The organism is Microcoleus sp. Pol12B4 (assembly GCF_036701385.1).
In the GTDB taxonomy this organism is placed as follows: domain Bacteria; phylum Cyanobacteriota; class Cyanobacteriia; order Cyanobacteriales; family Microcoleaceae; genus Microcoleus.
The window spans coordinates 1-20,038 of sequence record NZ_JAUBQR010000122.1 but is presented as its reverse complement, the minus strand read 5'-3'; the positions used below and the strand labels follow the sequence as shown (position 1 = coordinate 20,038).

Annotated in this window: 20 protein-coding genes; 8 read left to right on the top strand and 12 right to left on the bottom strand. The window is 45.7% G+C overall.

Annotated features, from left to right (window positions below; genetic code table 11):
* Positions 1–614: aldo/keto reductase (locus QUA38_RS17305; protein WP_333163774.1), on the bottom strand; the 614-nt coding region annotated here is incomplete at its 3' end.
* Positions 615–756: 142 nt separating this feature from the next.
* On the opposite strand from QUA38_RS17305, the gene QUA38_RS17300 reads away from it, so the two are divergent.
* Both QUA38_RS17300 and QUA38_RS17295 read left to right on the top strand, forming a co-directional pair.
* Positions 757–2,190, top strand: a complete 1,434-nt coding sequence (locus QUA38_RS17300; RefSeq protein ID WP_333163768.1) for a BCD family MFS transporter — start codon at positions 757–759, stop codon at positions 2,188–2,190.
* Between the two features lie 79 nt (positions 2,191–2,269).
* Positions 2,270–3,100, top strand: coding sequence for an inositol monophosphatase family protein (locus QUA38_RS17295; RefSeq protein ID WP_333163766.1), 831 nt, complete (start codon positions 2,270–2,272; stop codon positions 3,098–3,100).
* Positions 3,101–3,609: 509 nt separating this feature from the next.
* On the opposite strand, the gene QUA38_RS17290 is transcribed toward QUA38_RS17295, so the two are convergent.
* The 4 genes from QUA38_RS17290 to QUA38_RS17275 all read right to left on the bottom strand — a co-directional run bounded on the left by QUA38_RS17290 (position 3,610) and on the right by QUA38_RS17275 (position 6,394).
* The gene (locus QUA38_RS17290; RefSeq protein WP_333163764.1) at positions 3,610–4,191 is read right to left on the bottom strand and encodes an NAD(P)H-dependent oxidoreductase; all 582 of its coding nucleotides are present in this window, start codon (positions 4,189–4,191) and stop codon (positions 3,610–3,612) included.
* Positions 4,192–4,229: 38 nt separating this feature from the next.
* The gene (locus QUA38_RS17285; protein ID WP_333163762.1) at positions 4,230–5,111 is read right to left on the bottom strand and encodes a ChaN family lipoprotein; all 882 of its coding nucleotides are present in this window, start codon (positions 5,109–5,111) and stop codon (positions 4,230–4,232) included.
* A 549-nt stretch (positions 5,112–5,660) separates the two neighbouring features.
* Entirely contained in the window at positions 5,661–6,023 is a 363-nt protein-coding gene (locus tag QUA38_RS17280) for a cupin domain-containing protein (protein ID WP_333163759.1), read from the bottom strand.
* A gap of 95 nt (positions 6,024–6,118) precedes the next feature.
* Entirely contained in the window at positions 6,119–6,394 is a 276-nt protein-coding gene (locus QUA38_RS17275) for a hypothetical protein (protein WP_333163758.1), read from the bottom strand.
* 160 nt (positions 6,395–6,554) lie between these two features.
* Between QUA38_RS17275 and QUA38_RS17270 the strand changes: the two genes are divergently transcribed.
* From QUA38_RS17270 to QUA38_RS17255, 4 genes are all read left to right on the top strand, one after another.
* Positions 6,555–7,193 carry a peroxiredoxin gene (locus QUA38_RS17270; protein ID WP_006632618.1) on the top strand — a complete coding sequence of 213 codons (639 nt, stop codon included), beginning with the start codon at positions 6,555–6,557 and terminating at the stop codon, positions 7,191–7,193.
* 195 nt (positions 7,194–7,388) lie between these two features.
* Positions 7,389–7,970, top strand: coding sequence for a Uma2 family endonuclease (locus tag QUA38_RS17265; protein WP_333163755.1), 582 nt, complete (start codon positions 7,389–7,391; stop codon positions 7,968–7,970).
* Positions 7,971–8,035: 65 nt separating this feature from the next.
* On the top strand, positions 8,036–9,010 hold the full coding sequence (locus tag QUA38_RS17260) for a cysteine synthase A (RefSeq protein WP_333163753.1): 975 nt from the start codon (positions 8,036–8,038) through the stop codon (positions 9,008–9,010).
* A gap of 141 nt (positions 9,011–9,151) precedes the next feature.
* On the top strand, positions 9,152–9,451 hold the full coding sequence (locus QUA38_RS17255) for a (2Fe-2S) ferredoxin domain-containing protein (RefSeq protein WP_333163750.1): 300 nt from the start codon (positions 9,152–9,154) through the stop codon (positions 9,449–9,451).
* Between the two features lie 14 nt (positions 9,452–9,465).
* Here QUA38_RS17255 and QUA38_RS17250 read toward each other — a convergent pair whose 3' ends face one another.
* From QUA38_RS17250 to QUA38_RS17220, 7 genes are all read right to left on the bottom strand, one after another.
* Positions 9,466–10,695, bottom strand: coding sequence for a hypothetical protein (locus tag QUA38_RS17250; protein WP_333163747.1), 1,230 nt, complete (start codon positions 10,693–10,695; stop codon positions 9,466–9,468).
* A gap of 165 nt (positions 10,696–10,860) precedes the next feature.
* Entirely contained in the window at positions 10,861–11,148 is a 288-nt protein-coding gene (locus tag QUA38_RS17245) for an HNH endonuclease (protein WP_333163744.1), read from the bottom strand.
* A 163-nt stretch (positions 11,149–11,311) separates the two neighbouring features.
* Positions 11,312–11,935 carry a heme-copper oxidase subunit III gene (locus QUA38_RS17240; protein ID WP_333163741.1) on the bottom strand — a complete coding sequence of 208 codons (624 nt, stop codon included), beginning with the start codon at positions 11,933–11,935 and terminating at the stop codon, positions 11,312–11,314.
* Between the two features lie 136 nt (positions 11,936–12,071).
* Positions 12,072–13,877, bottom strand: a complete 1,806-nt coding sequence (gene ctaD / locus QUA38_RS17235; RefSeq protein ID WP_333163739.1) for a cytochrome c oxidase subunit I — start codon at positions 13,875–13,877, stop codon at positions 12,072–12,074.
* A 78-nt stretch (positions 13,878–13,955) separates the two neighbouring features.
* The gene (locus QUA38_RS17230; RefSeq protein WP_333163737.1) at positions 13,956–14,957 is read right to left on the bottom strand and encodes a cytochrome c oxidase subunit II; all 1,002 of its coding nucleotides are present in this window, start codon (positions 14,955–14,957) and stop codon (positions 13,956–13,958) included.
* 221 nt (positions 14,958–15,178) lie between these two features.
* The gene (locus tag QUA38_RS17225; RefSeq protein WP_333163772.1) at positions 15,179–15,943 is read right to left on the bottom strand and encodes a class I SAM-dependent methyltransferase; all 765 of its coding nucleotides are present in this window, start codon (positions 15,941–15,943) and stop codon (positions 15,179–15,181) included.
* A gap of 97 nt (positions 15,944–16,040) precedes the next feature.
* On the bottom strand, positions 16,041–17,057 hold the full coding sequence (locus QUA38_RS17220; protein WP_333163770.1) for an LD-carboxypeptidase: 1,017 nt from the start codon (positions 17,055–17,057) through the stop codon (positions 16,041–16,043).
* Positions 17,058–17,130: 73 nt separating this feature from the next.
* Between QUA38_RS17220 and QUA38_RS17215 the strand changes: the two genes are divergently transcribed.
* Together QUA38_RS17215 and QUA38_RS17210 are read left to right on the top strand one after the other, a co-directional pair.
* A complete protein-coding gene (locus QUA38_RS17215) occupies positions 17,131–18,564 on the top strand; it encodes a carotenoid oxygenase family protein (protein WP_333163735.1) in 1,434 nt (477 codons plus the stop codon).
* A 713-nt stretch (positions 18,565–19,277) separates the two neighbouring features.
* On the top strand, positions 19,278–20,038 hold a 761-nt coding region (locus tag QUA38_RS17210), incomplete at its 3' end, for an SDR family NAD(P)-dependent oxidoreductase (protein WP_333163734.1).

The window sequence follows — 20,038 nt, the reverse complement described above, 5'->3', positions numbered from 1 at the left end:
GCTAAAATTGTGACTCCCAATTCGCGGGCTGCACTCACAATTCCTTGTTTTTCTACTTGCCGCGACAGCAAGGAGTAACGGACTTGATTTGTTGCTAGGGGAACGCCTCTTGCTGCTAGTATTTTGTGGGCTTGCCGCATCTGTTCTACTGAATAGTTGCTGACTCCTACTGCTTGAATTCTGCCTTGTTTTACTTCATCCGCTAAGGCGTTCATCAGGGTTTCTTGACTCAGTAAAAAAGTGAAGGGCCAGTGCACTTGGTAGAGGGCTATTTGTTCTACTTGCAAGCGTTTTAAGCTGGCACTCAAAGCGTCGGAAACTGATTTTCCTGTAATCCGCCAAGGTACGGGGCCGAATTTGGTGGCTATTTGCACGGGTTGGGTGGTTTTTTTGAGAAACTGCCCCAGTAATTCTTCTGACAAGCCGTTACCGTAGACTTCGGCTGTGTCGAAAAAGTTGACTCCGCTGTCTAGGGATGTTTTGAATGCTGCTTCGACTTCGGCGGCGCCGTAGTTGCTGCCGTAGTTCCAAAATAGTTTGTCGCCCCAAGCCCAAGTTCCGACGCACAGGGGAATGACGGCTGGGCCATTTTGTCCTAGGGTAATGGTTGTCACGGTTGGTAAATCCACAATTCTTTATTGTCTATTATTTTTCTATAAATAGTCGCGATCGAGCTTCTAGCCGGGGGAGGAAACGCGGCTGGTGGCGAGTATGTCAGTTACTATAAATGCAAATGCTGTGTTTATTTGAATAGCTATGTCGATCGACCGTTTGCCAGATTCAAGATTAACAGATTCCGCGACTCCTGCTCTCAAGAGAGTTAACCTGCTGACTATGTTTCGGTTGGGTTTGTTTCAGATGGGATTGGGTATGATGTCGATTTTGACGCTAGGGGTACTCAATCGCGTGATGATTAAGGAGTTGGCGATTCCGGCTACTGTGGTGGCGGGTACGCTGGCGATGCACCAGTTTGTCGCCCCGGCTAGGGTGTGGTTCGGGCAAATGTCTGATGCTAAGCCTTTGTTTGGTCATCACCGCACGGGTTATGTGTGGGTAGGAAGCGTTTTGTTTGTGATTTCTGCTTTTTTGGCGGTGCAGGTGATGTGGCGTTTGGGCAGCAGTTTGGAGGCTGTGGGTTGGACAACTCCTACTTACGGTTGGGTGGGTTTGTTGGGTTTGATTTTTGCGCTTTACGGTATTGCTATTTGTTCGAGTTCGACTCCTTTTGCTGCTTTGTTGGTGGATGTTTCGGATGAAGAAGATCGATCGAAGTTGGTGGGTGTGGTGTGGTCGATGCTGATGGTTGGTATTATTATAGGGGCGATTGTTAGCAGCGGCTTGCTGAAGCAAATTGATGGGGATGTGTCGCGGGAAGTGTTGCAGGCTTCGATTAATGGTTTGTTTGTGAAAGTGCCGGCGCTTGTTTTATTTTTGGTGGGGATTGCGACTTTTGGGGTTGAGAAAAAGTATTCGCGGTACAAAGTGCGATCGTCGGCAGTGAATCGAGAAGATAAAATTACTCTGGGAAGTGCGCTGCGGATTTTGACTGCTAGCCGCCAAACCGGTTTGTTTTTTACTTTCCTGCTGATTATGACAATTTGCTTGTTTATGCAGGATGCGGTTTTGGAACCTTACGGCGGGGAAATTTTTAAGATGCCGATTTCGGAAACTACTCGCTTGAATGCTATTTACGGTACTGGTACTCTGATCGGTTTGGGTACTACTGGTTTTTTTATTGTGCCCCGAATTGGCAAGCAAAATACGATTAGGTTGGGCTGTTTGTCGGTGGCTGCTTGTTTTGGTTTAATTATTTTATCTGGATTTACTGGTAATCCAATTGTGTTTAAGTCGGCTTTAATGTTGTTTGGTTTAGCTTCGGGTATTACGACGACGGGGGCGCTGAGTTTGATGTTGGATTTGACTGCTGCAGAAACTGCTGGCACTTTTATTGGCGCTTGGGGTTTGTCGCAGGCGATGGCGCGTGGTATGGCAACCGTTAGCGGCGGTGCTATTTTGGATTTAGGCAGGAGTTTGTTTGGGGTGCCGATGTTGGCTTACGGGTTGGTGTTTGCTGTGCCGGCGGTGGGTATGATTCTGGCTGTTTGGTTGTTGGGTAGGGTGGATGTTGAGGAGTTTCAGAATAATGCTAAAAGTGCGATCGCCACTATTCTTGAAAATGAATTAGACTGATGTTTTGTCAGTTGCCAGTTGGCAGTTGGCAGTTGTCAGTTAATAGTTCCAATAATTCATAACCAATAACTAATGACTCATGAAAGATTTTTGGGATTCTATTTTAAGTTTTGCACGGGTTACTGTCGATCGAGTGGGGCAGCAGTTGTTGCAAGATTTCGGTTCTGCACAAGCGGATGAGAAGGATGATGGGAGTTTGGTTACGCAGTCTGACAATTGGGCGGATGCAGAAATTAGAAGTGCGATCGCATCTACTTTTCCTAGTCACGGCATTTTGAGCGAGGAAGGAGAACAAGTTTTCCCCGATACAGAATGGTGTTGGGTTGTCGATCCTTTGGATGGTACAACTAATTTTGCTAGGGGAATTCCGATTTGGGGGATTTCTTTGGGTTTGTTGTATCGCGGAACTCCGGTTTTTGGCTGCGTGCATTTGCCGCCAATTAATCAGTCTTTTCACGGTTTCTTTGCACCTGATTTGGCGGGCGGCGTGTTTGACAGTATACCTCAAGGTGCGTTTTTAAACGGGCAGCAAATTCGGCCGAGTGCTGATAAAATGAGCGGGAATCATTTTTTTAATTTGTGTTCGCGGAGTGTGGGAATGGGGCCTCATCTTCCGAGTAAAGTTCGGATGTTGGGTATGGCTAGTTACAATTTTTTGACTGTGGCTTCGGGTGCCGTGTTGGGAGGGGTGGAAGCGACTCCGAAAATTTGGGATATTGCGGGGAGTTGGGTAATTGTAAAGGCGGCGGGTGCGGTTTGGCTACCGCTGGAATCCCAGGGGATTTTTCCGCTGGAAGTGGGGAAGAATTACGGGAGAGTTTCTTATCCGACTTTGGTGGTGAACCGGCAGGAGTTGGTGTCGGTGTTTGTGCCATTTGTGGAGGCTTGGAAGAAGAAAAAAATGGGGTAATTTATGTGAAGCGAAGCTATCCCGTAGGAAATCGAACAATTATTAAATAAAACTGCAGGGCAGGCGTGACGGAGGAGTCTCCCACGCCTGCCGTGCTGTTTGGAAGAAATATACCGACCGATGACCGATGGTTCAAGTATGCCTACTCTTGTCTATTTCTGCCAATCTGCGATCGGGTGGTTTTGTTTTACGTCGATCGGGTGATGCGGTGCTGGTACAATTTGTGGTAATTTTTCCACTACGTATTATCTCTAGGAAATAAAACTATACCCGTTTTCAAGTAGAGGCACAAGGGTAAATAGATTTTTTGCGGTGTTGGAAAAAGTAGATGAGTGGTATATTGGCTATGCCGAAGAGTTAGCCTGTGGAAAGATACAAGAATAAATCTGGGAAGAAACTCAGAAAATTATGCGGTTTGCGATCGCACTTGATGCAGCCAGCACAATAACAGATACTGGGATTAGGGACACAACATTGCTGTGTCCCTACTGCAAAGTGAATTTATTGCTTCAGGCGATTAATTTAGACAGCACATTAGACAACTTAGCACCGAGATTTTCAACAGAGTCCTGCTGTTTGGGATCTTTCATCGTACCGTCAGCATTAAATGCTTCAAAAGCTTGGGGAACTGCTTTCTGATCGGGGAGCACCAATACGTTAATATTCCCCAGGATCGATCGCAAATGAACCAATCCCCGCAAACCCCCTATTCCGCCTGGGGAAGCACTCATAATTACCGCTACTTTGCCAGTAAATGCCACCAATCCCGGTTCACCCGGTGCTGGCCGCGATACCCAATCGATCGCATTTTTCAAGACAGGTGTAATTGAACTGTTATACTCAGGAGAAGCTATCAAAAACCCGTCATGCGCTACCATCAATTCCTTCAATTTACGGGCATTTTCTGGCATTCCCTCTTTTGCTTCTAAATCTTCGTCAAATAGCGGCATCGGCAAATCGCGCAAATCTACATAAGTAACTTCTGCACCCGCTGCAGTAGCCCCAGCCGCTGCCACTTTTACCAGCAGTTTGTTATAGGAGCCTTCGCGGGTACTTCCGGCAAATGCAAGTATTTTTGGTCTGTTTGTCATTGATTTTTTCCTGATTATTGCTTGCGGGTATAATTGTACTATTCCGAGTGATTCCAAACAAAGTCAGCAATGGGTCTATCTGCCGATAAAGCAGGATTGTCACTAAAATTGAGTAAAACCGATCGCATTTTTACATTCCCGACTCCCAAACGCCTCTCGACGCGACTGGGAATGCCGTAACCGTAAATAATGTGTCCTTTACCCGCCAACACCACAACTTGATAGTCAGGGTTTGCTTTGACAAATTCAGCTATTTTTTCCGCCATAGTTTCGTCCCACAAAACTTGGGCTTGCAAAAATCTTTCAAAACCCGTACTATTTCCCTGTTCAGCCTTTTGGTGTTGCTGGTAAACTTCTAGCAGCAGTTGCCGATATTCGGCGTTGTCGGTGCGAATTTCGGATATTGGCGGAATGTGCTTTTTTTCCTCTGCAGTCAGACTTTCTAAACCTTGACTGGCAACTTTTCTCGTTACTTCGGATGGTGTATTTAAGGCGAGGACGGGTAGTTGATTTTCTTTGGCAAACCGCAAAATGGGGGCGTAAGATTCCCAGGGAAAGCGCCATCTGCGATCGTACTCTGTTTGCTCGACTAATTGCTGTTCAGTCAGTTTACCTGCTAAGTAGTTGTCGAGCGCGCTTTGAAAGGGACGCTGAAACATTTCCATCGCGATCGCAATTTTCCCATTTTGCCGCTGCATTTCTCGGATAATCTTTAGTTGAGCTTGATGGTCTTCCGGGCTATCGTGGGTTTCTCCCAGATACACGACTTTTGCCTTCACCAACTGTTGCAGAATCTCTTGGTTAGTGTAAGTCTGCCCAGGTTGAGGGTTCGCCGTCGTTTGGGCTGTCACTACACTGCTGCACAGCAGAAAGATACTCAGCGACAAGGCGCACAGTTTGATGAGTTTGGTTGTTTTCATACAAATATTATGCCGTTTCTCGCACCAGCAAGTACAGCCGAACTCTACTATTTTAGCTGAGCAGCTAGAAAGCTCAATGCTTAATTTAAGTTCATAATTATCCTTGGTTACTTCTAAAAATGTAAAGTTTAGTTGCAGGTACTTGCACTTCTAGAATAAGGTGCTAAATTAATAATATGAAGCGAACAAAAAGCTTCTCTGACAGATACAACCTCTAGATACCACAGCGAAGTTCACAATAGAATCTAAGGAGTAAAAACGCTGTTTAATCTCACATCTGTCTCATCAAAAAACAATAGCAGCACCCACCAACAAAGCTGATACTTCCTCAACTAATTAGAGGGGAGCAATGCAACTGAATCCGAGGATTATTGCAACTCCACATCGAAGTTAAAAAAAGAGGAAATCACTCGGTACATATGGCTGGGTGCTGTTGTTGTTAAAAGAGATTTTCGGTTTGTGATGTTTTTTTCAGTAGAGGCAGAGCTTTTAGATAGGCGTTACCGGGCAGAGCCGGGTAACGAGCCTAAAAGGATAAACACTAGAAAATTACTGGAAAATTGTCTCGTCTTCCTTTCGCCACGCGGGATCGACGATACAAATAAATATTAGGGGCTCTGTGCCACAGTTGTAAATAAACTGCTTGGCGTTTGGGGGAATATAAACTGCATCTCCGGCTTCCACGAATTGATTTTCGTCGTCAATGTGCATTTCTCCAACGCCGCTGAGGATGTAATAAACTTCAGAAGTTGTCAGGGAGTGCAGCGCAGAAGTTTGTCCCGGTGGCAAAGCGGCGTGGGCTAAACTGTAACGCAAATCCACAGCTTGTTTGTCTGGATGCAGCAATTCTCGCAGTTGAGTACCGTCGCCAGCAATAAACTCATCGCAGGCATTTAGCTTTTGAATTAGCATTCTTTCCACACTCCTAAAAATCTCTCTACCACAACTTAAGTTTAATTGAAAGAGCGAGAGATGTTAAGAAATATGTAAAGCGGCGGTCGGATTTTTTAACCGTAAATTCCCGAATGCCCTCGATAATCAGGACAGTCGATCGCATCTTCAGATAAAGCTATAGTAGGCTGAACGGGACACTTGAGGTGGTAGTCGCCGGTGAAAAATACGCAGTTAGCACAAGGGATTTGGTGCATCCGCTGAGCTCGACGCAGGGAGTCGGTGACAGCACGCCCGACACTCAAAAAAAGCAAAAAAACTAAACCCCAGGCGGAGACAAAACACAGCGGGACTAAAACAGGCTGTATTGCCTTAAGCAAAAAGTAAAGCATAGCAAGAAAATTTAGCGGTATAAGCCACACATACATTACAGTAGTGGAATTGCCGATCGATCGACCAAAAAGTTTAGAATCCTTTACAGCTCGATCGAGAAACCGGGCAATTATGGCATGATAAGGAACAGTCCTTAAATAAAATTAGAGGAAATCAGTTATGACTCTGCGATTAGGCGATACAGTTCCCAACTTTACCCAAGCTTCGTCTGAAGGGGAAATCAATTTCTACGACTGGGCTGGGGATAGCTGGGTCGTGTTGTTTTCTCACCCGAAAGACTATACTCCAGTTTGCACCACAGAACTCGGTGCAGTGGCCCGTCTCAAGTCTGAATTTGAAAAGCGTGGCGTTAAAACCATTGCCCTCAGCGTCGATGATGTGGATTCTCACATGGGCTGGATTAAAGATATTGAGGAAACTCAAAATGTCACACTCAATTATCCTATTCTAGCTGATGGCGATCGTAAAGTCTCCGACATTTACGACATGATCCATCCCAACTCGCTGAACAACTTAACAATCCGCACAGTTTTTGTGATTGACCCGGAAAAGAAATTGCGTTTAAGCATTACTTATCCTGCTAGCACGGGTCGCAATTTTAATGAAATTTTGCGAGTAATTGATTCCTTGCAACTTACTGACAAATACAGCGTTGCGACTCCAGTTGATTGGAAAGATGGCGACGATTGCGTAATCGTACCTTCGATTACCGACCCGAAAGAGTTGGAAGAGAAATTTCCTAAAGGTTATACGCCGATTAAGCCTTATTTGCGGATGACTCCTCAGCCGAATAAATAGGTTTAAAATTCCTGGACGCAGAACCTAATTATGTAAGGTGTGTACTGCACACCTTACCTCTATAATTCGCCAGTTCAACCAGCTTGTAGTTAGGACTAGAGTCCTTAATCCTGATTTTTGAGGACTTTAGCCCTCACTACAAACCAAGAAATTGTGCAATCTTGTGTACACACTTTAGATTTGAGGAAAGGCAAAATGCTGTCATCAACAATTGTGTTGCGAATACCGCCAAAATTGCAAATGACAGACGACGAGTTTTTCGAGTTCTGTCAAATTAATAGTGAGTTACGCATTGAACGCAACAAATCTGGAGAATTGCTAATCATGCCTCCTACTGGTGGAACAACAGGAAATCGCAGCGGTAGCGTCTTTGGAGAGTTGTATATTTGGGCTCGCCAAGATGGAACCGGTATTTGTTTTGACTCCAGTACGGGATTTAAGCTTGCAATGGGTGACAAGTCTCCCGATGCCTCGTGGATTAAACTGGAACGGTGGAATGCTTTATCTCAAGAACAGCAAGATAAATTCGCACCGATTTGCCCCGATTTTGTAGTAGAACTCAGGTCGGCTTCTGACAATCTCAAGCCATTGCAAGACAAAATGCAAGAATATATGAGAGAACCAGGAGTGCAGTTAGGCTGGTTAATTGACCGCAAAAATCGCAGAGTTTATATTTACCGTCCTGGTTTGCCAGAGGAATGTTTGGAGAATCCCGCGACAGTCAGTGGCGACCCCGTTTTGCCTGGATTCATACTCAATATGAGCAAGATTTGGTAAAAGTGGTAGCAATAAATATCAACTTATTGTAAAAATTAATCATAGGAGACACACACGCAAAAAATATGGATATTAAAAATGGCTTTGTAGGCACAATCGGCAACACACCACTAATTCGCTTAAACAGCTTCAGCGATGAAACTGGCTGCGAAATTCTCGGCAAAGCAGAGTTTCTAAATCCCGGCGGTTCCGTTAAAGATAGGGCTGCTTTATACATCATCAAAGATGCAGAAGAAAAAGGCTTGCTGAAACCGGGCGGCACCGTTGTTGAAGGCACTGCCGGCAATACTGGCATCGGTTTGGCCCACATTTGCAACGCTAAAGGTTACAAATGTTTGATTGTGATTCCAGATAACCAATCTCAAGAAAAAATCGATGCTTTGAAAACCTTGGGCGCTGAAGTTCGGACTGTTCCCGCTGTTCCTTACAAAGACCCGAATAATTATGTTAAATTGTCGGGAAGATTGGCTGCGGAAATGGAGAATGCAGTCTGGGCAAATCAGTTTGACAATTTAGCCAACCGCCGAGCTCATTACGAGACAACTGGCCCGGAAATTTGGGAACAAACGAACGGTAAAATTGATGCTTGGGTAACAGCTACTGGTACTGGCGGCACTTTTGCTGGGGTAGGAATGTTTTTGAAAGAAAAAAATCCTGCTGTGAGAATTGTCTTGGCAGACCCGCTGGGCAGCGGGCTTTACAGTTATTTCAAAACGGGGGAAATTAAGACTGAAGGCAGTTCGATTACTGAGGGAATTGGCACCACTCGCGTCACTGCAAATATGGAGAATGCCCCGGTAGACGACGCCATTCAAATTGATGATACTGAAGCTGTCCGGGTGATTTACCAACTGCTGAGGAAAGAAGGGCTGTTTATGGGCGGTTCTGTGGGGATTAATGTGGGGGCGGCTGTGGCTTTAGCGAAGCAAATGGGGCCGGGACATACGATTGTTACGGTCCTATGCGACGGTGGGGCTCGGTATCAGTCGCGTTTGTTCGATCGACAATGGTTGGCTTCCAAAGGTTTGTCACCAGATTAATAGTAGGGTGCGTTGCGGCGCACCTTAAAATTTGGGAATATATCAAATCTGGGCAATCTGGGCAATCTGGGTATATATGCGCGCACTTGTTCCCATGATAAAAAAATAGCATATATGTAGCAGAATGTCAAGTAAAAAAACATGAAAATGATCGAATCTTCTAGGCGAGTTCTTGTTTGCCAAAACCGCACTTGTCGCAAGCAAAATTCAGCAAAGGTACTGGCAGCTTTTCAGAAATTGTCGCCCTCAGAAGTTGAAGTTGTTGCTAGCAGTTGTTTGGGACAGTGCGGCAACGGGCCGATGGTGTTAGTGCTGCCAGAAGAGGTTTGGTACAGCGGTGTTTGCCCTGAAGAAGTTGCGACAATAACTGATAAACATTTGCGGGGAGGAAAGCCGGTGGAGAGGATGCTTTACCGTAAGTTTCACCGACTTTCTAAGTAGTCGATCGCCCGCCTTTAAAATTCTTCGGCAAACAATCGGCGGAGAATTTCCGTGACTTCGGCGCAAAATCTGGCGTCGAGTTCGATCGCCAAGCGATCGACATTGGAACCGCCTACAGGTTTTTCTGCTCGCAAAGTCATGGCTAAAGTTCTGAGTTTTGCCTGCTTTCCCGTCGCTTTCGGCCGCTCGTCAACAAACCGCACTAAAGCGACATAAACTGTTTCCAGGGTTCCCCTGATCGAGCTCAGTCCGTAACCCAATTTTGAGATAATTACTGGAGAAGTGATGAGGCTATCCATCCCCAAAGTTTTAATTGCTACGTCCACATATCGAGCGCTGTCATGTCCCATTGCTCTGACAATGCTTTCTAAGCTGTTCCACTGAGATGCTTTCATGCGCGATCGCTGTTCGATATGGAAGTGCCATCCTAACATGGAAATTAGCCTGGTCAAGTCATAAGCAGATACGGAATTTTTTTGTTTGGTGGTGTTTACTGCGGCACTTAAAAGCACTTGTTTTTTTGTGAGATCGAAAATTTTGGGGTTGTTGTGATAAGGATTTTCGCCGTAATCGCCGCGAAAAATTAGTTCATTATTGCCAGTAGCGCTTTTCAGCCATTGCTCTAGTCCTATGCGAGTATCAAAGCGCTTGAACATCGCAGCTAAGGAGTTTGAACTTGCTATATTGGAGGCATAGTTAATCATGTCTTTTGCTACCTCGTAAAAGTAAAAATCATGTTTTTGCCCGTTGCCATCTCTAACAACGCAGTTGTCAATGTCGCAGTCGGGATATTTGCTATTTACTTGACTGACGATATTAAGGAGTGCGATAATTTTAGTGGCACTCCACTGCTCAGCATTGGTAAGTGCGTTTTTTCCCAGCCACTGCGCCTGAATTTTGCCGTCTACAAAAGTACCAATGCAAACGCAGGCTTGTTTGATGTCTTCGTGGAGGAAACTTAAAGCTTGAGAGTTAATTTGAGGTAGTTCTCCCAGGCTGGGAAATGGGGTAAGTTTGAGGAGATTATTGGGTCCGGGAATAGAGCTAATTACTTTTAAGCCGTCGGGTTTTTGTTTGAGATAATCGGGATAATTTTTAATTTCTTGTTGGTAAGGAGATTTTTCAATGCCCCGGTCTAAAAAAGCTAGTTTGTTTATGTTAGCTTGGGCATCAATTTCCATTTGAAGGTAGTTTTTGAAGATGCGCGCTCGGTCTTTTGCGAGTTCGAGGGAGGTGAGGTTCATGATAATTGTTGGCAGCTTGTTACAAATAAGTAAATCACTATACTAGGATTTACGCAAACAAACCGGGTTTCTATGTAAAATTTTGGGTTGGGCAACGAAAAATTAATGAAGAAACCGGGCCTCAGACAGTAACTGCGTCTAGGACTATATATATGAGTTGTGGCCCTACGATCGAGCTTTTTTGCCGCGTACTTGAATGCGTTTGTCGGTTTTTTGTTTCTTAATCCAAGAGACAAATTTCTGGAGTTCTGGGTTATTTTTGAGCTTTTCCAGGGTATTGAGCTCTTGGGCGAGGTGTTTGTTGTCAAATAGAGAGTGAATCTGGCGGTGACAAGCGGAGCAAATGTCGATTCTCGGGCTTGGATCTTCGTTTTTCCGCTTGGTGTTTTGTTTGGGGATGAGGTGATGGGCGGTTAATGCTTCCATTTGTCGATCGCACAATTCGCACTGCATAATTTTCTCAATGCTGCTGGATAGGAGAATTGCTACTTTTAGTTTAGCGCGATCGGCTTTGATTCATGTGAATGAAGCTCGATCGCACTCTCCAAACAATAAAAAAACCCCCTATTGGGGGTCATACAAATCTCTTGTGGCAGAGGCCCAAAAGCCTCTGGGATCACAAAATATACAGTAACAGAAACAAAACAATCCAAATCACATCCACAAAGTGCCAGTAAATCTCAGTCGCTTCGATTCCGAAGTGGTGCTCGCTAGAATAGTGACCTTGCGCGCGCGATCGCCACACCACCGCCACCATCAGCAGCACTCCTAACGTAACGTGCAAACCGTGAAAAGCAGTCAAAACGTAAAAGCAACTGGCATACAAATTCGTCGTCAAGCCAAACTCTAAATGAGTGTATTCGTAAACTTGACCGAATAAGAAAACTGCGCCCATAGCAATAGTTACGAGCAGCCAATTCCGCATTCCGGCGGCATCATTCTTTTTGATTGCAGTATCCGCATTGTGAATCACGAAACTGCTAGAAATCAAAATCAGCGTATTAATTCCCGGCAGCAATAACTCTCGCGCCGGCGTACCTTCAGGAGGCCACACGGGGGCCATCGCCCGATAAATCAAATACGCGGCAAACATACCAAAAAATATCATGCCTTCAGCGCACAGGAACACAATTACCCCTAACATTCGGTGGTCGGGATGCTCTTCGCCGTGTGCTTCTACCTCGGCATTGTGATGGTAATTCAGGGCTGTTTTTGCCGGATCGATCGCTGGAATTTGCATAATAAATTGGTAATGAAGAAGTCAGTTGTCAGTTGTCAGTTGTCAGTTGTCAGTGGGCAGTTGGCATTAGTCATCAGTCATTAGTTAACAGTCAACAGTCAACAATGCCCAATGACTAATGACTGATGACTAATAACTATTCGCCATCTTGACTTTCATCAGCAGGAGACTGAACATCTATCTCTGATTCAGGAGCGACCAAAGTGGCAGTACCGCCAAAGAAAGTTGAAGCTTGAGCCTCCGCAATAGGAATACCTGTTTTCTGGGCGTTGCGGGTGGCATTCTCCCTCAACTTGAGCCTGAGACGTTCCCCAGTATGCTGAATTTTTTCCATGCCGTAATCGTAAGGCCCCGTTGCCAATACCGGCACTCCTTCAAAATTTTCGATCGGGGGCGGCGAAGTCGTCATCCATTCCAAACTCAAAGCTTGCCAAGGATTGTCACCTGCTTTCGGCCCGTACCTCCAGCTCCAAATCACATTAATGATAAACGGGATTGTAGAGACTGCCAGCATATAAGCACCGACAGTACAAATGACATTAATTGTGGTAAATTTCGGGTCGTACATTGCCACCCGCCGGGGCATTCCTTGCATCCCCAAAGCGTGCATCGGCAGGAAAGTTACAGTAAAGCCAACATAGGTTAAAACAAAGTGAACTCTACCCCAAAATTCATTAATCATCCGCCCCGTCATTTTGGGGAACCAGTGGTAAAAAGCAGCGTAAATGCCAAACACTGAGCCGCCAAACAGCACGTAGTGCAGGTGAGCGACGACAAAATAAGTGTCGTGAACGTGAATGTCAAAAGGTACGGAAGCTACCATGATCCCGGTGATGCCGCCGAGGACAAATGTTGAGATAAAACCCATCCCAAATAGCATGGCGCTGACAAGCCGGAGTTTGCCTCCCCAAATAGTTGCCAACCAGCTAAATATTTTAATCCCTGTTGGTACGGCGATGATCATAGTCGTGATCATAAAAAACATCCGCAGCCAGCCGGGAGTGCCGCTGGTAAACATATGGTGCGCCCACACGATCAGGCCCAAAAAGCTAATTGCGAGACTGGAATATGCGATCGCCAAATAACCAAAAATTGGCTTGCGGGAATGCACCGGCAAAACTTCTGAAATTACCCCGAAAAAGGGCATAATCATAATGTAAACTGCCGGGTGCGAATAAAACCAGAATAAATGCTGGTAGACGATCGGATCGCCGTTGCCAGTCGGGTTAAAAAATGCCGTCCCTGCTAACAAGTCAAACGACAGCAAAATCAAAGCTGCGGCTAAGACTGGAGTCGCAATCAAAGTCAGCGCTGCAGTCGCAATCATCGCCCAGCAAAACAAAGGCATTTCATTGAGACTCATGCTCGGAACCCGCATCGTGAAAATGGTAATGGCAAAATTCACCGCCCCCAAAATCGAAGAAGTTCCTAGTATTAAGACGCTGAGAATCCAAATTTCTTCCCCCGCTTGAGCAGTAACTAAGCTCAAAGGCGGATAGGAAGTCCAACCCGCTTGTGGAGCTCCCACCAAAAAACTGCTCAACAGCAACACGCCGCCTACGGGAATCAGCCAAAAGGCAACGGCATTCAGCCTGGGAAATGCCATGTCTTTTGCCCCAATCATTAAGGGGATCAAAAAGTTAGCAAATCCGGCTCCGGCGGGTACGATCCACAGGAAGATCATCACCGTCGCGTGAACAGTAAATAAACTGTTGTAGAGTTCGGGGGTGACAAAATCGGCGTCGGGGGTGGCGAGTTCGGTTCGCACCAAAGTTGCCATCACGCCGCCGATTAGATAGAAAATAAATGTTGTTACCAGGTATTGAATACCGATGACTTTGTGGTCGGTATTAAAAGTGAAGTAGTCGCGCCAATGTCTATCGGCGGGCGCTGTTCCGCGAGCCTCAGTGTTGGCACTTTCTTGGAACTGTGCTTGTGTCATAGTTATTAGTCATTAGTTATTAGTCATTAGTTATTAGCTCAGGATAAAAGGCCAAGTGCCAGGAACTAATGACTATTTTTAGTGATGAGTTGGGTGAAGTTGTTCTAGGGTTTCGGAATTAATCTTTATTTCCCTGACGTAGGGAGCCAAAAATTCTCCGTCTGACAATTCCCCGGGGTTGACTGCAACTGCTTGCTCTAAGTTTTGACTGCTAGCAACTTGCTGGCTTTGCAGCCAAGTGTCGAATTCTTCGGGCGTGTGAACGACTGCTAAAGCTTTCATCGCTCCGTGATAAGCGCCGCACAATTCAGCACAAACAACCCGGTATTCGCCGGTTTTAGTTGGTGTAAATCTCAGTTCGCTCGGCCGCCCGGGAATTGCATCTTGTTTGAGGCGAAATTCCGGCAGCCAAAATGCGTGCAGCACGTCTTGAGCTGAGATATTTAGCTGTACGTCGCGGTTGACTGGCATATGCAGTTCGCCGGAACTAACGCCGCTTTCTGGATAGCTAAAAATCCAGGCGTACTGCAAACCTGTGACATTTACAACTAAGTCTGCTGGTTTGTCTTCATTTTCTGGGGAAGCGCCTACGCCTAAAGCATAGAGTTTTGGAGACGGAATTTGAGGGGCGTTTTGGGGTGTATCTGAAAGTGTGGCTGCGATCGCACTTCCCCGCATTTTAGAGTGTGCTTGCATGGTTCCGTGGTCGTGATTGCCCATCGGATCGAGGCCTCCCATTGAGTTGTAAATCTCAAAACTGTAGACTCCGATGCCTAAAATAATCACCGCCGGCACGGCTGTCCAAAGAATTTCTAAGGGAAAGTTGTCATGCCAAGGCGGCCCGTCTGTGTTATCTCCTGGACGGCGGCGATATTTAATTGCAGCAACGATGAGAATTCCTTGGACCATGATAAATAGTCCAGTGGAAATGGTCATCATTGTATTGAAGAGCGCGTCTATGTCGGATGCTTCATCAGAGGCGGCGATCGGCAGTAAACCGTGATTCTGCCCGTACCAGAGACTGATCAGAGTCACTCCGATGCCGGCGAGCATGGTGAGGATGGAACTTGGAATGTTCACGCTGGTACTTCTTAATAGCGACACTTCTTCGCTTGAAAAATGAAGGAAGCGCCTCTGGGTTATCAATTTTTAATTGTAAATGGTATTTTTAGTAAAATGTCTATCTTAAGGGTTACTTAAGGCTTAGTATGTTTGACCGAGCGCCCGCGCGCCTCAAAAGTAAGTCTTTTGTACCTTGACAAAAATGAGTAAAAATGGTAGAGAATCGCTCTGTTTGGCTGCTAAATTTGCGATTTTTTCTCAAACACCATCAAATGCTGCTGGGGTAACATATCTTTTGTCTCTTTCCATACTAAACCGACTGCTGCCATTTCTTTTTTTACCTGCTTCTGCGTCATTTTGTGCAAACCTTTAATGGGAATCATCGGGTTTTCGCCCCGATACTCAATCGACACCGTGCGGCCTCCCGGTTTGAGTGCTTTCACAATTCCTTGCATCATTTCTCTGGGATATGCAAATTCGTGATAAGCATCCACCATCACAACTAAATCCACGCTGTTTTCCGGTAAATTCGGATTATCTATACTTCCCAAAACTGGCTCAACGTTAGCGATATTTTTTTCTTGTTTATTCAATTTAATAAAATTAATCATTTCCGGCTGCACGTCAACAGCCAAAACCTTTCCTTCTGGAACTAAGGGAGCGATGCGAAAGCTAAAATATCCGGTTCCCGCTCCTATGTCGGCGACAATATCGGTTGGTTTTAAATCGAGATTGTTGACTAATCGAGCTGATTTTTCTTCCATGCCGCGAGACGGTCTTTCCAGCCAACCAGCACCTTCATATCCCATGACTTGGGCAATTTCTCGACCCATGTAAAATTTGCCTATTCCGTCCGGATTGTGGACAGTTCGCTGCTGATAAATGGTGTCGCCCTTGGCGGTTTTACTTGCTTCTGCTGCTGCACAGGCATTAAGCGGCAACAGGCAAATTATTGCTAAGATAATTGCTGCTAGATGTTTGAGAAATTGTCGGTTTTTCACTATCGTCTTAATTGTATGTTTAATTTTTTCATTACCAGGCTCTGCGCGGTCATGCAGAACCAGAGGACGAGCCTCGCGAATATCGAGAATAGTTTAAGATTTAGCTGACAGCGGATTCTAACAATTTAATTGTACCAGAGTCAGCGTCAATTTCAACTTCTAGGCCGATCGGCAAAGTGAACTGCTCCCGGATGTGTCCCACCATTGAACCATACCACGCGGGAATATTCAAAGGGCGAATGTGGTCGGACAAGACTTGAGGTAAGGTTAGGGACTCTTGGGGTTTTTCAGCTTCGCACTTGGTACACTGTCCGAAAATAAAACCTGATATTTTATCAAGAATGCCCGCTAATTTGAGCTGCGTCAACATTCTATCGATGCGATAAACTTCTTCGCCAACTTCCTCGACAAACAAAATACTATTTTCCCACTCCGGCAAATAAGCCGAACCAACCATTGCTGCGATTACTGATAAATTGCCGCCGATTAGTTTTCCCCTAGCTGTTCCCCGCCCGATTGTTTGAACTTGCACGCTTTGGGAGTTTTGCATGGTTATAGAGCCGCCCTCAAACAAAACTTTCTTGACGTAATCTACTGTAAAGGGACTCCAAGTTGACGCACCTAAAGGGCCGTGAAAAGGAACTATATTAGTTTTAGCATAAATCGCTAAGAGCAGCGCCGTAATATCACTGAATCCCATAATAATTTTGGGATTATTGCGGATAATATTGTAATCCAGGAGTGGCAAGATCCGAGCACAGCCCCAGCCACCCATCCCGGTAAAAATAGCTCGCACTGAGTCATCGGCAAAGGCTGCGTTGACATCGGCGGCGCGATCGGCATCCTTGCCCGCTAAATAGCCGTAGCGATCGTAAAAATGCTCTCCAAGTTTAACTTTTAATCCCAGCTTTTCGATAACTTTAAAAAAATCCTCGATTTCTTTTTTATAGTTGAAAGCGGCAGGATTGATTAAAGCTATAGTATCGCCAACTTGCAGGCGGCGCGGCTTAACGATCGCACTTTTGGGAGATATGTTGGTTTGGGCGAGCGGTAAAAGCTGAGTACCAATAGCAGTCAGCCCAAAAGTTGTGAGCAGAGCGCGGCGGCGGAGAGTCATAGCTGTTAGGTAATTTTTGCTATAATTGTATAGCAAAATTTCTGTCATATCAGTTTAAAATTGCGAGTTTACAATGAAAACCGACACTAAAATCTCAGCTAAAAAATCTTGGGCAAAAGCTTTAGCGCGTCCTGCTGCAGAGTTTCCGCTGACTCAGCTATTGGTTAAAAGCGGTAAAATTCCCGCAGGATTGCGCGGCACTCTTTACCGCAATGGGCCCGGACGTTTGGAACGCGGCGGTGTTGCTGCGGGACATTGGTTTGATGGCGACGGTGCAATTTTGGCAGTACATTTTACCGATGTCGGTGCTACGGCTGTTTATCGTTACGTGCAAACAGCGGGATATCTAGCTGAAGAAAAAGCTGATAAATTTCTCTACAGTAATTATGGCATGACAGCACCGGGCCCTGTGTGGTTGCGGTGGACTAAAACTGTTAAAAATGCTGCCAATACTTCTGTTTTAGCTTTGCCCGATCGCCTTTTGGCATTGTGGGAAGGTGGCCCGCCTCACCGCCTCGATTTGCAAACCCTGGAAACTCAGGGAACGGACTATTTAGGCAGTTTAGATAGTAAATTTGTTTATTCTGCTCACTGCAAGCGCGACCCGATTACTGGCAATATTTTCAACTTTGGAGTTACCAACGGTGCGACTACAAAGTTGAATCTGTATAAAAGCGATTTCACTGGCAAAATCCTGCAACAATCAACAGTTGCTTTAGATGGAATTTACGCGCTCCATGATTTTGTTTTTGCGGGAAAGTATATGATATTTTTTATCCCGCCGGTGCAAGTCAATTTTTTGCCCTTGTTAACGGGAATTAGCAGTTATAGCGAGTCCTTTCAGTGGAAACCGGAGTTAGGTACTCAGATATTAATTTTTGACTCGGAAACTCTCTCTTTAGTTAGTCGCGGCGAAACCGAACCTTGGTTTCAGTGGCATTTTGCTAATGGTTTTGTCAAGGAAGATGGTTCCGTGGCTGTAGATTTTGTGCGCTTCGCTGACTTTCAAACTAATCAGCGACTGAAAGAAGTACCGACTGGTGAAACTAGCACCGATGCGGAGGGTACTCTTTGCCGAGTGCATCTCAATCCTCTGACGGCGAAAGTGACAGGAATAGAAGAATTGTTGGATAAACCTTGTGAGTTTCCGATCGTACCGGCGGACGAAGTAGGACAAGACGCACGATATATTTATCTGGCAATGTATCGCCCTGACGTTGATATTGTACCGGAACGTTATGGTGCGATCGCCCGTTTGGACACGCAAACCCGCAATCTCACAATTGCCGACTTGGGCGAAAATCGCTATCCCACAGAGCCCATCTACGTTCCAGATATTTTGTCGGAGAAAGGTTGGATAGTAACAGTTATTTATGACGGCAATTCTGACAGCAGCGAAGTCTGGATATTTGACAGGGACGGACTTTCCCGCGAACCTGTTTGTCAGCTAGAATTGCCTGGTGTTATACCTTTGGGCTTTCACGGCACTTGGAAATCCGCCGTATGAGAATTGTGTAAAGAAGTGTTGCGGAAGATTTATTAAAAATTGTTGCCGCTTTAACTTCTAGTTGTTAAGGTGTGTGTAGATAGGAAATTCTCATATCTAGGAGGTGTGGAATTGATAATCTGCATTGCTCAATTATCCTGTGCCAATTCGCACGAATCCCCGGCGATTGTAAGTCGCGGTGGCACAGGATATCGTCTGCCTCTGCGGACTAAAAAAAGAGGGGTAATTAAGCCCCGAACAATGACCAATTCGGGGTGAATATTCCCGGCGAATAAATTCGCGGCTACACAGGCAAAGTCCGCCTCCGCAGACTGAAGAAAACCAATCCCCGCCGAATAAATTCGTGGCTACACAGGCAAAGTCCGCCTCCGCGAACTGAAAAAAAAGCGGTAATAAAGCCCGCTTGGCCATGATTTCCGACTAGGTTTGCCATCTCACATTTGTCTGCTTGCATGAGGTTAAATGACCAGATATTTGACTGATTCCTGGCAAACCAAAAGTTTAGTTCAACTCACGCGCACGTTAGCGATTCAAAAGTTTTTGGTTTTGAGTTGACCCCACAAATAAATGAGGCCTATCGAAACAAGATAGCCTTTCCCAAAATTATGAATTATGAGTTGTTACCGCCAAAATATTCAACTCATAACTGATAATTCACAACTCACAACTCATAACTCCGTGCCGCGGTGAGTATCTACCAAAAGGTTTAATCTATGCAACTTCAAGGAAAAACAGCTCTTGTTACAGGAGCTTCGCGCGGAATTGGGCGATCGATCGCCCTGGAATTAGCGAGACAAGGAGTCAAACGCTTGTTGATTGTGGCGCGCAACCGCCGGCAATTAATTGAACTGGCAGAGGAAATCGATGTTTTGGGCACAGAAGTAGTGCCGTTAGCTTTGGATTTAACTCAGTCAGTAGCGGTGAATATTGCGATCGCCCAAGCTTGGCGAGATTGCGGCCCGATTCACCTGCTAGTCAACTGTGCAGGCGTCGCGCACCAAGCATCATTCTTGCGTTCCCCGCTGCCGTTAATCGAGGAAGAAATCGCCTTAAACTTGCTCGGAACCTACACAATTACCCGCTTGATTGCGAGGCGAATGGCGACTCAAAAAGAAGGAACAATCGTCAACGTTTCGAGCTTGATGGGAAAAATTGCCGCTCCCACAATGGCCACTTATTCTGCTACCAAATTTGCCATTTTGGGATTCACACAAGCTTTACGCAGCGAGTTAACTCAGTACAATGTTCGAGTCACAGCTTTGCTGCCATCTCTAACAGATACCGACATGGTGCGAGACTTGGAGCAATTCCGGTGGGTAGTGCCCACAACTCCCGAAAAAGTTGCCCTAGCGCTGGTGGCGGGATTGCAGAAAGATGCGCCGGAAATCTTGGTAGGATGGCAAAGTCATCTAGCAGTTTGGTGTCACCGAATTGCGCCTTGGTTGCTGGATTTTGTGTTGCGGATGGCGACTCC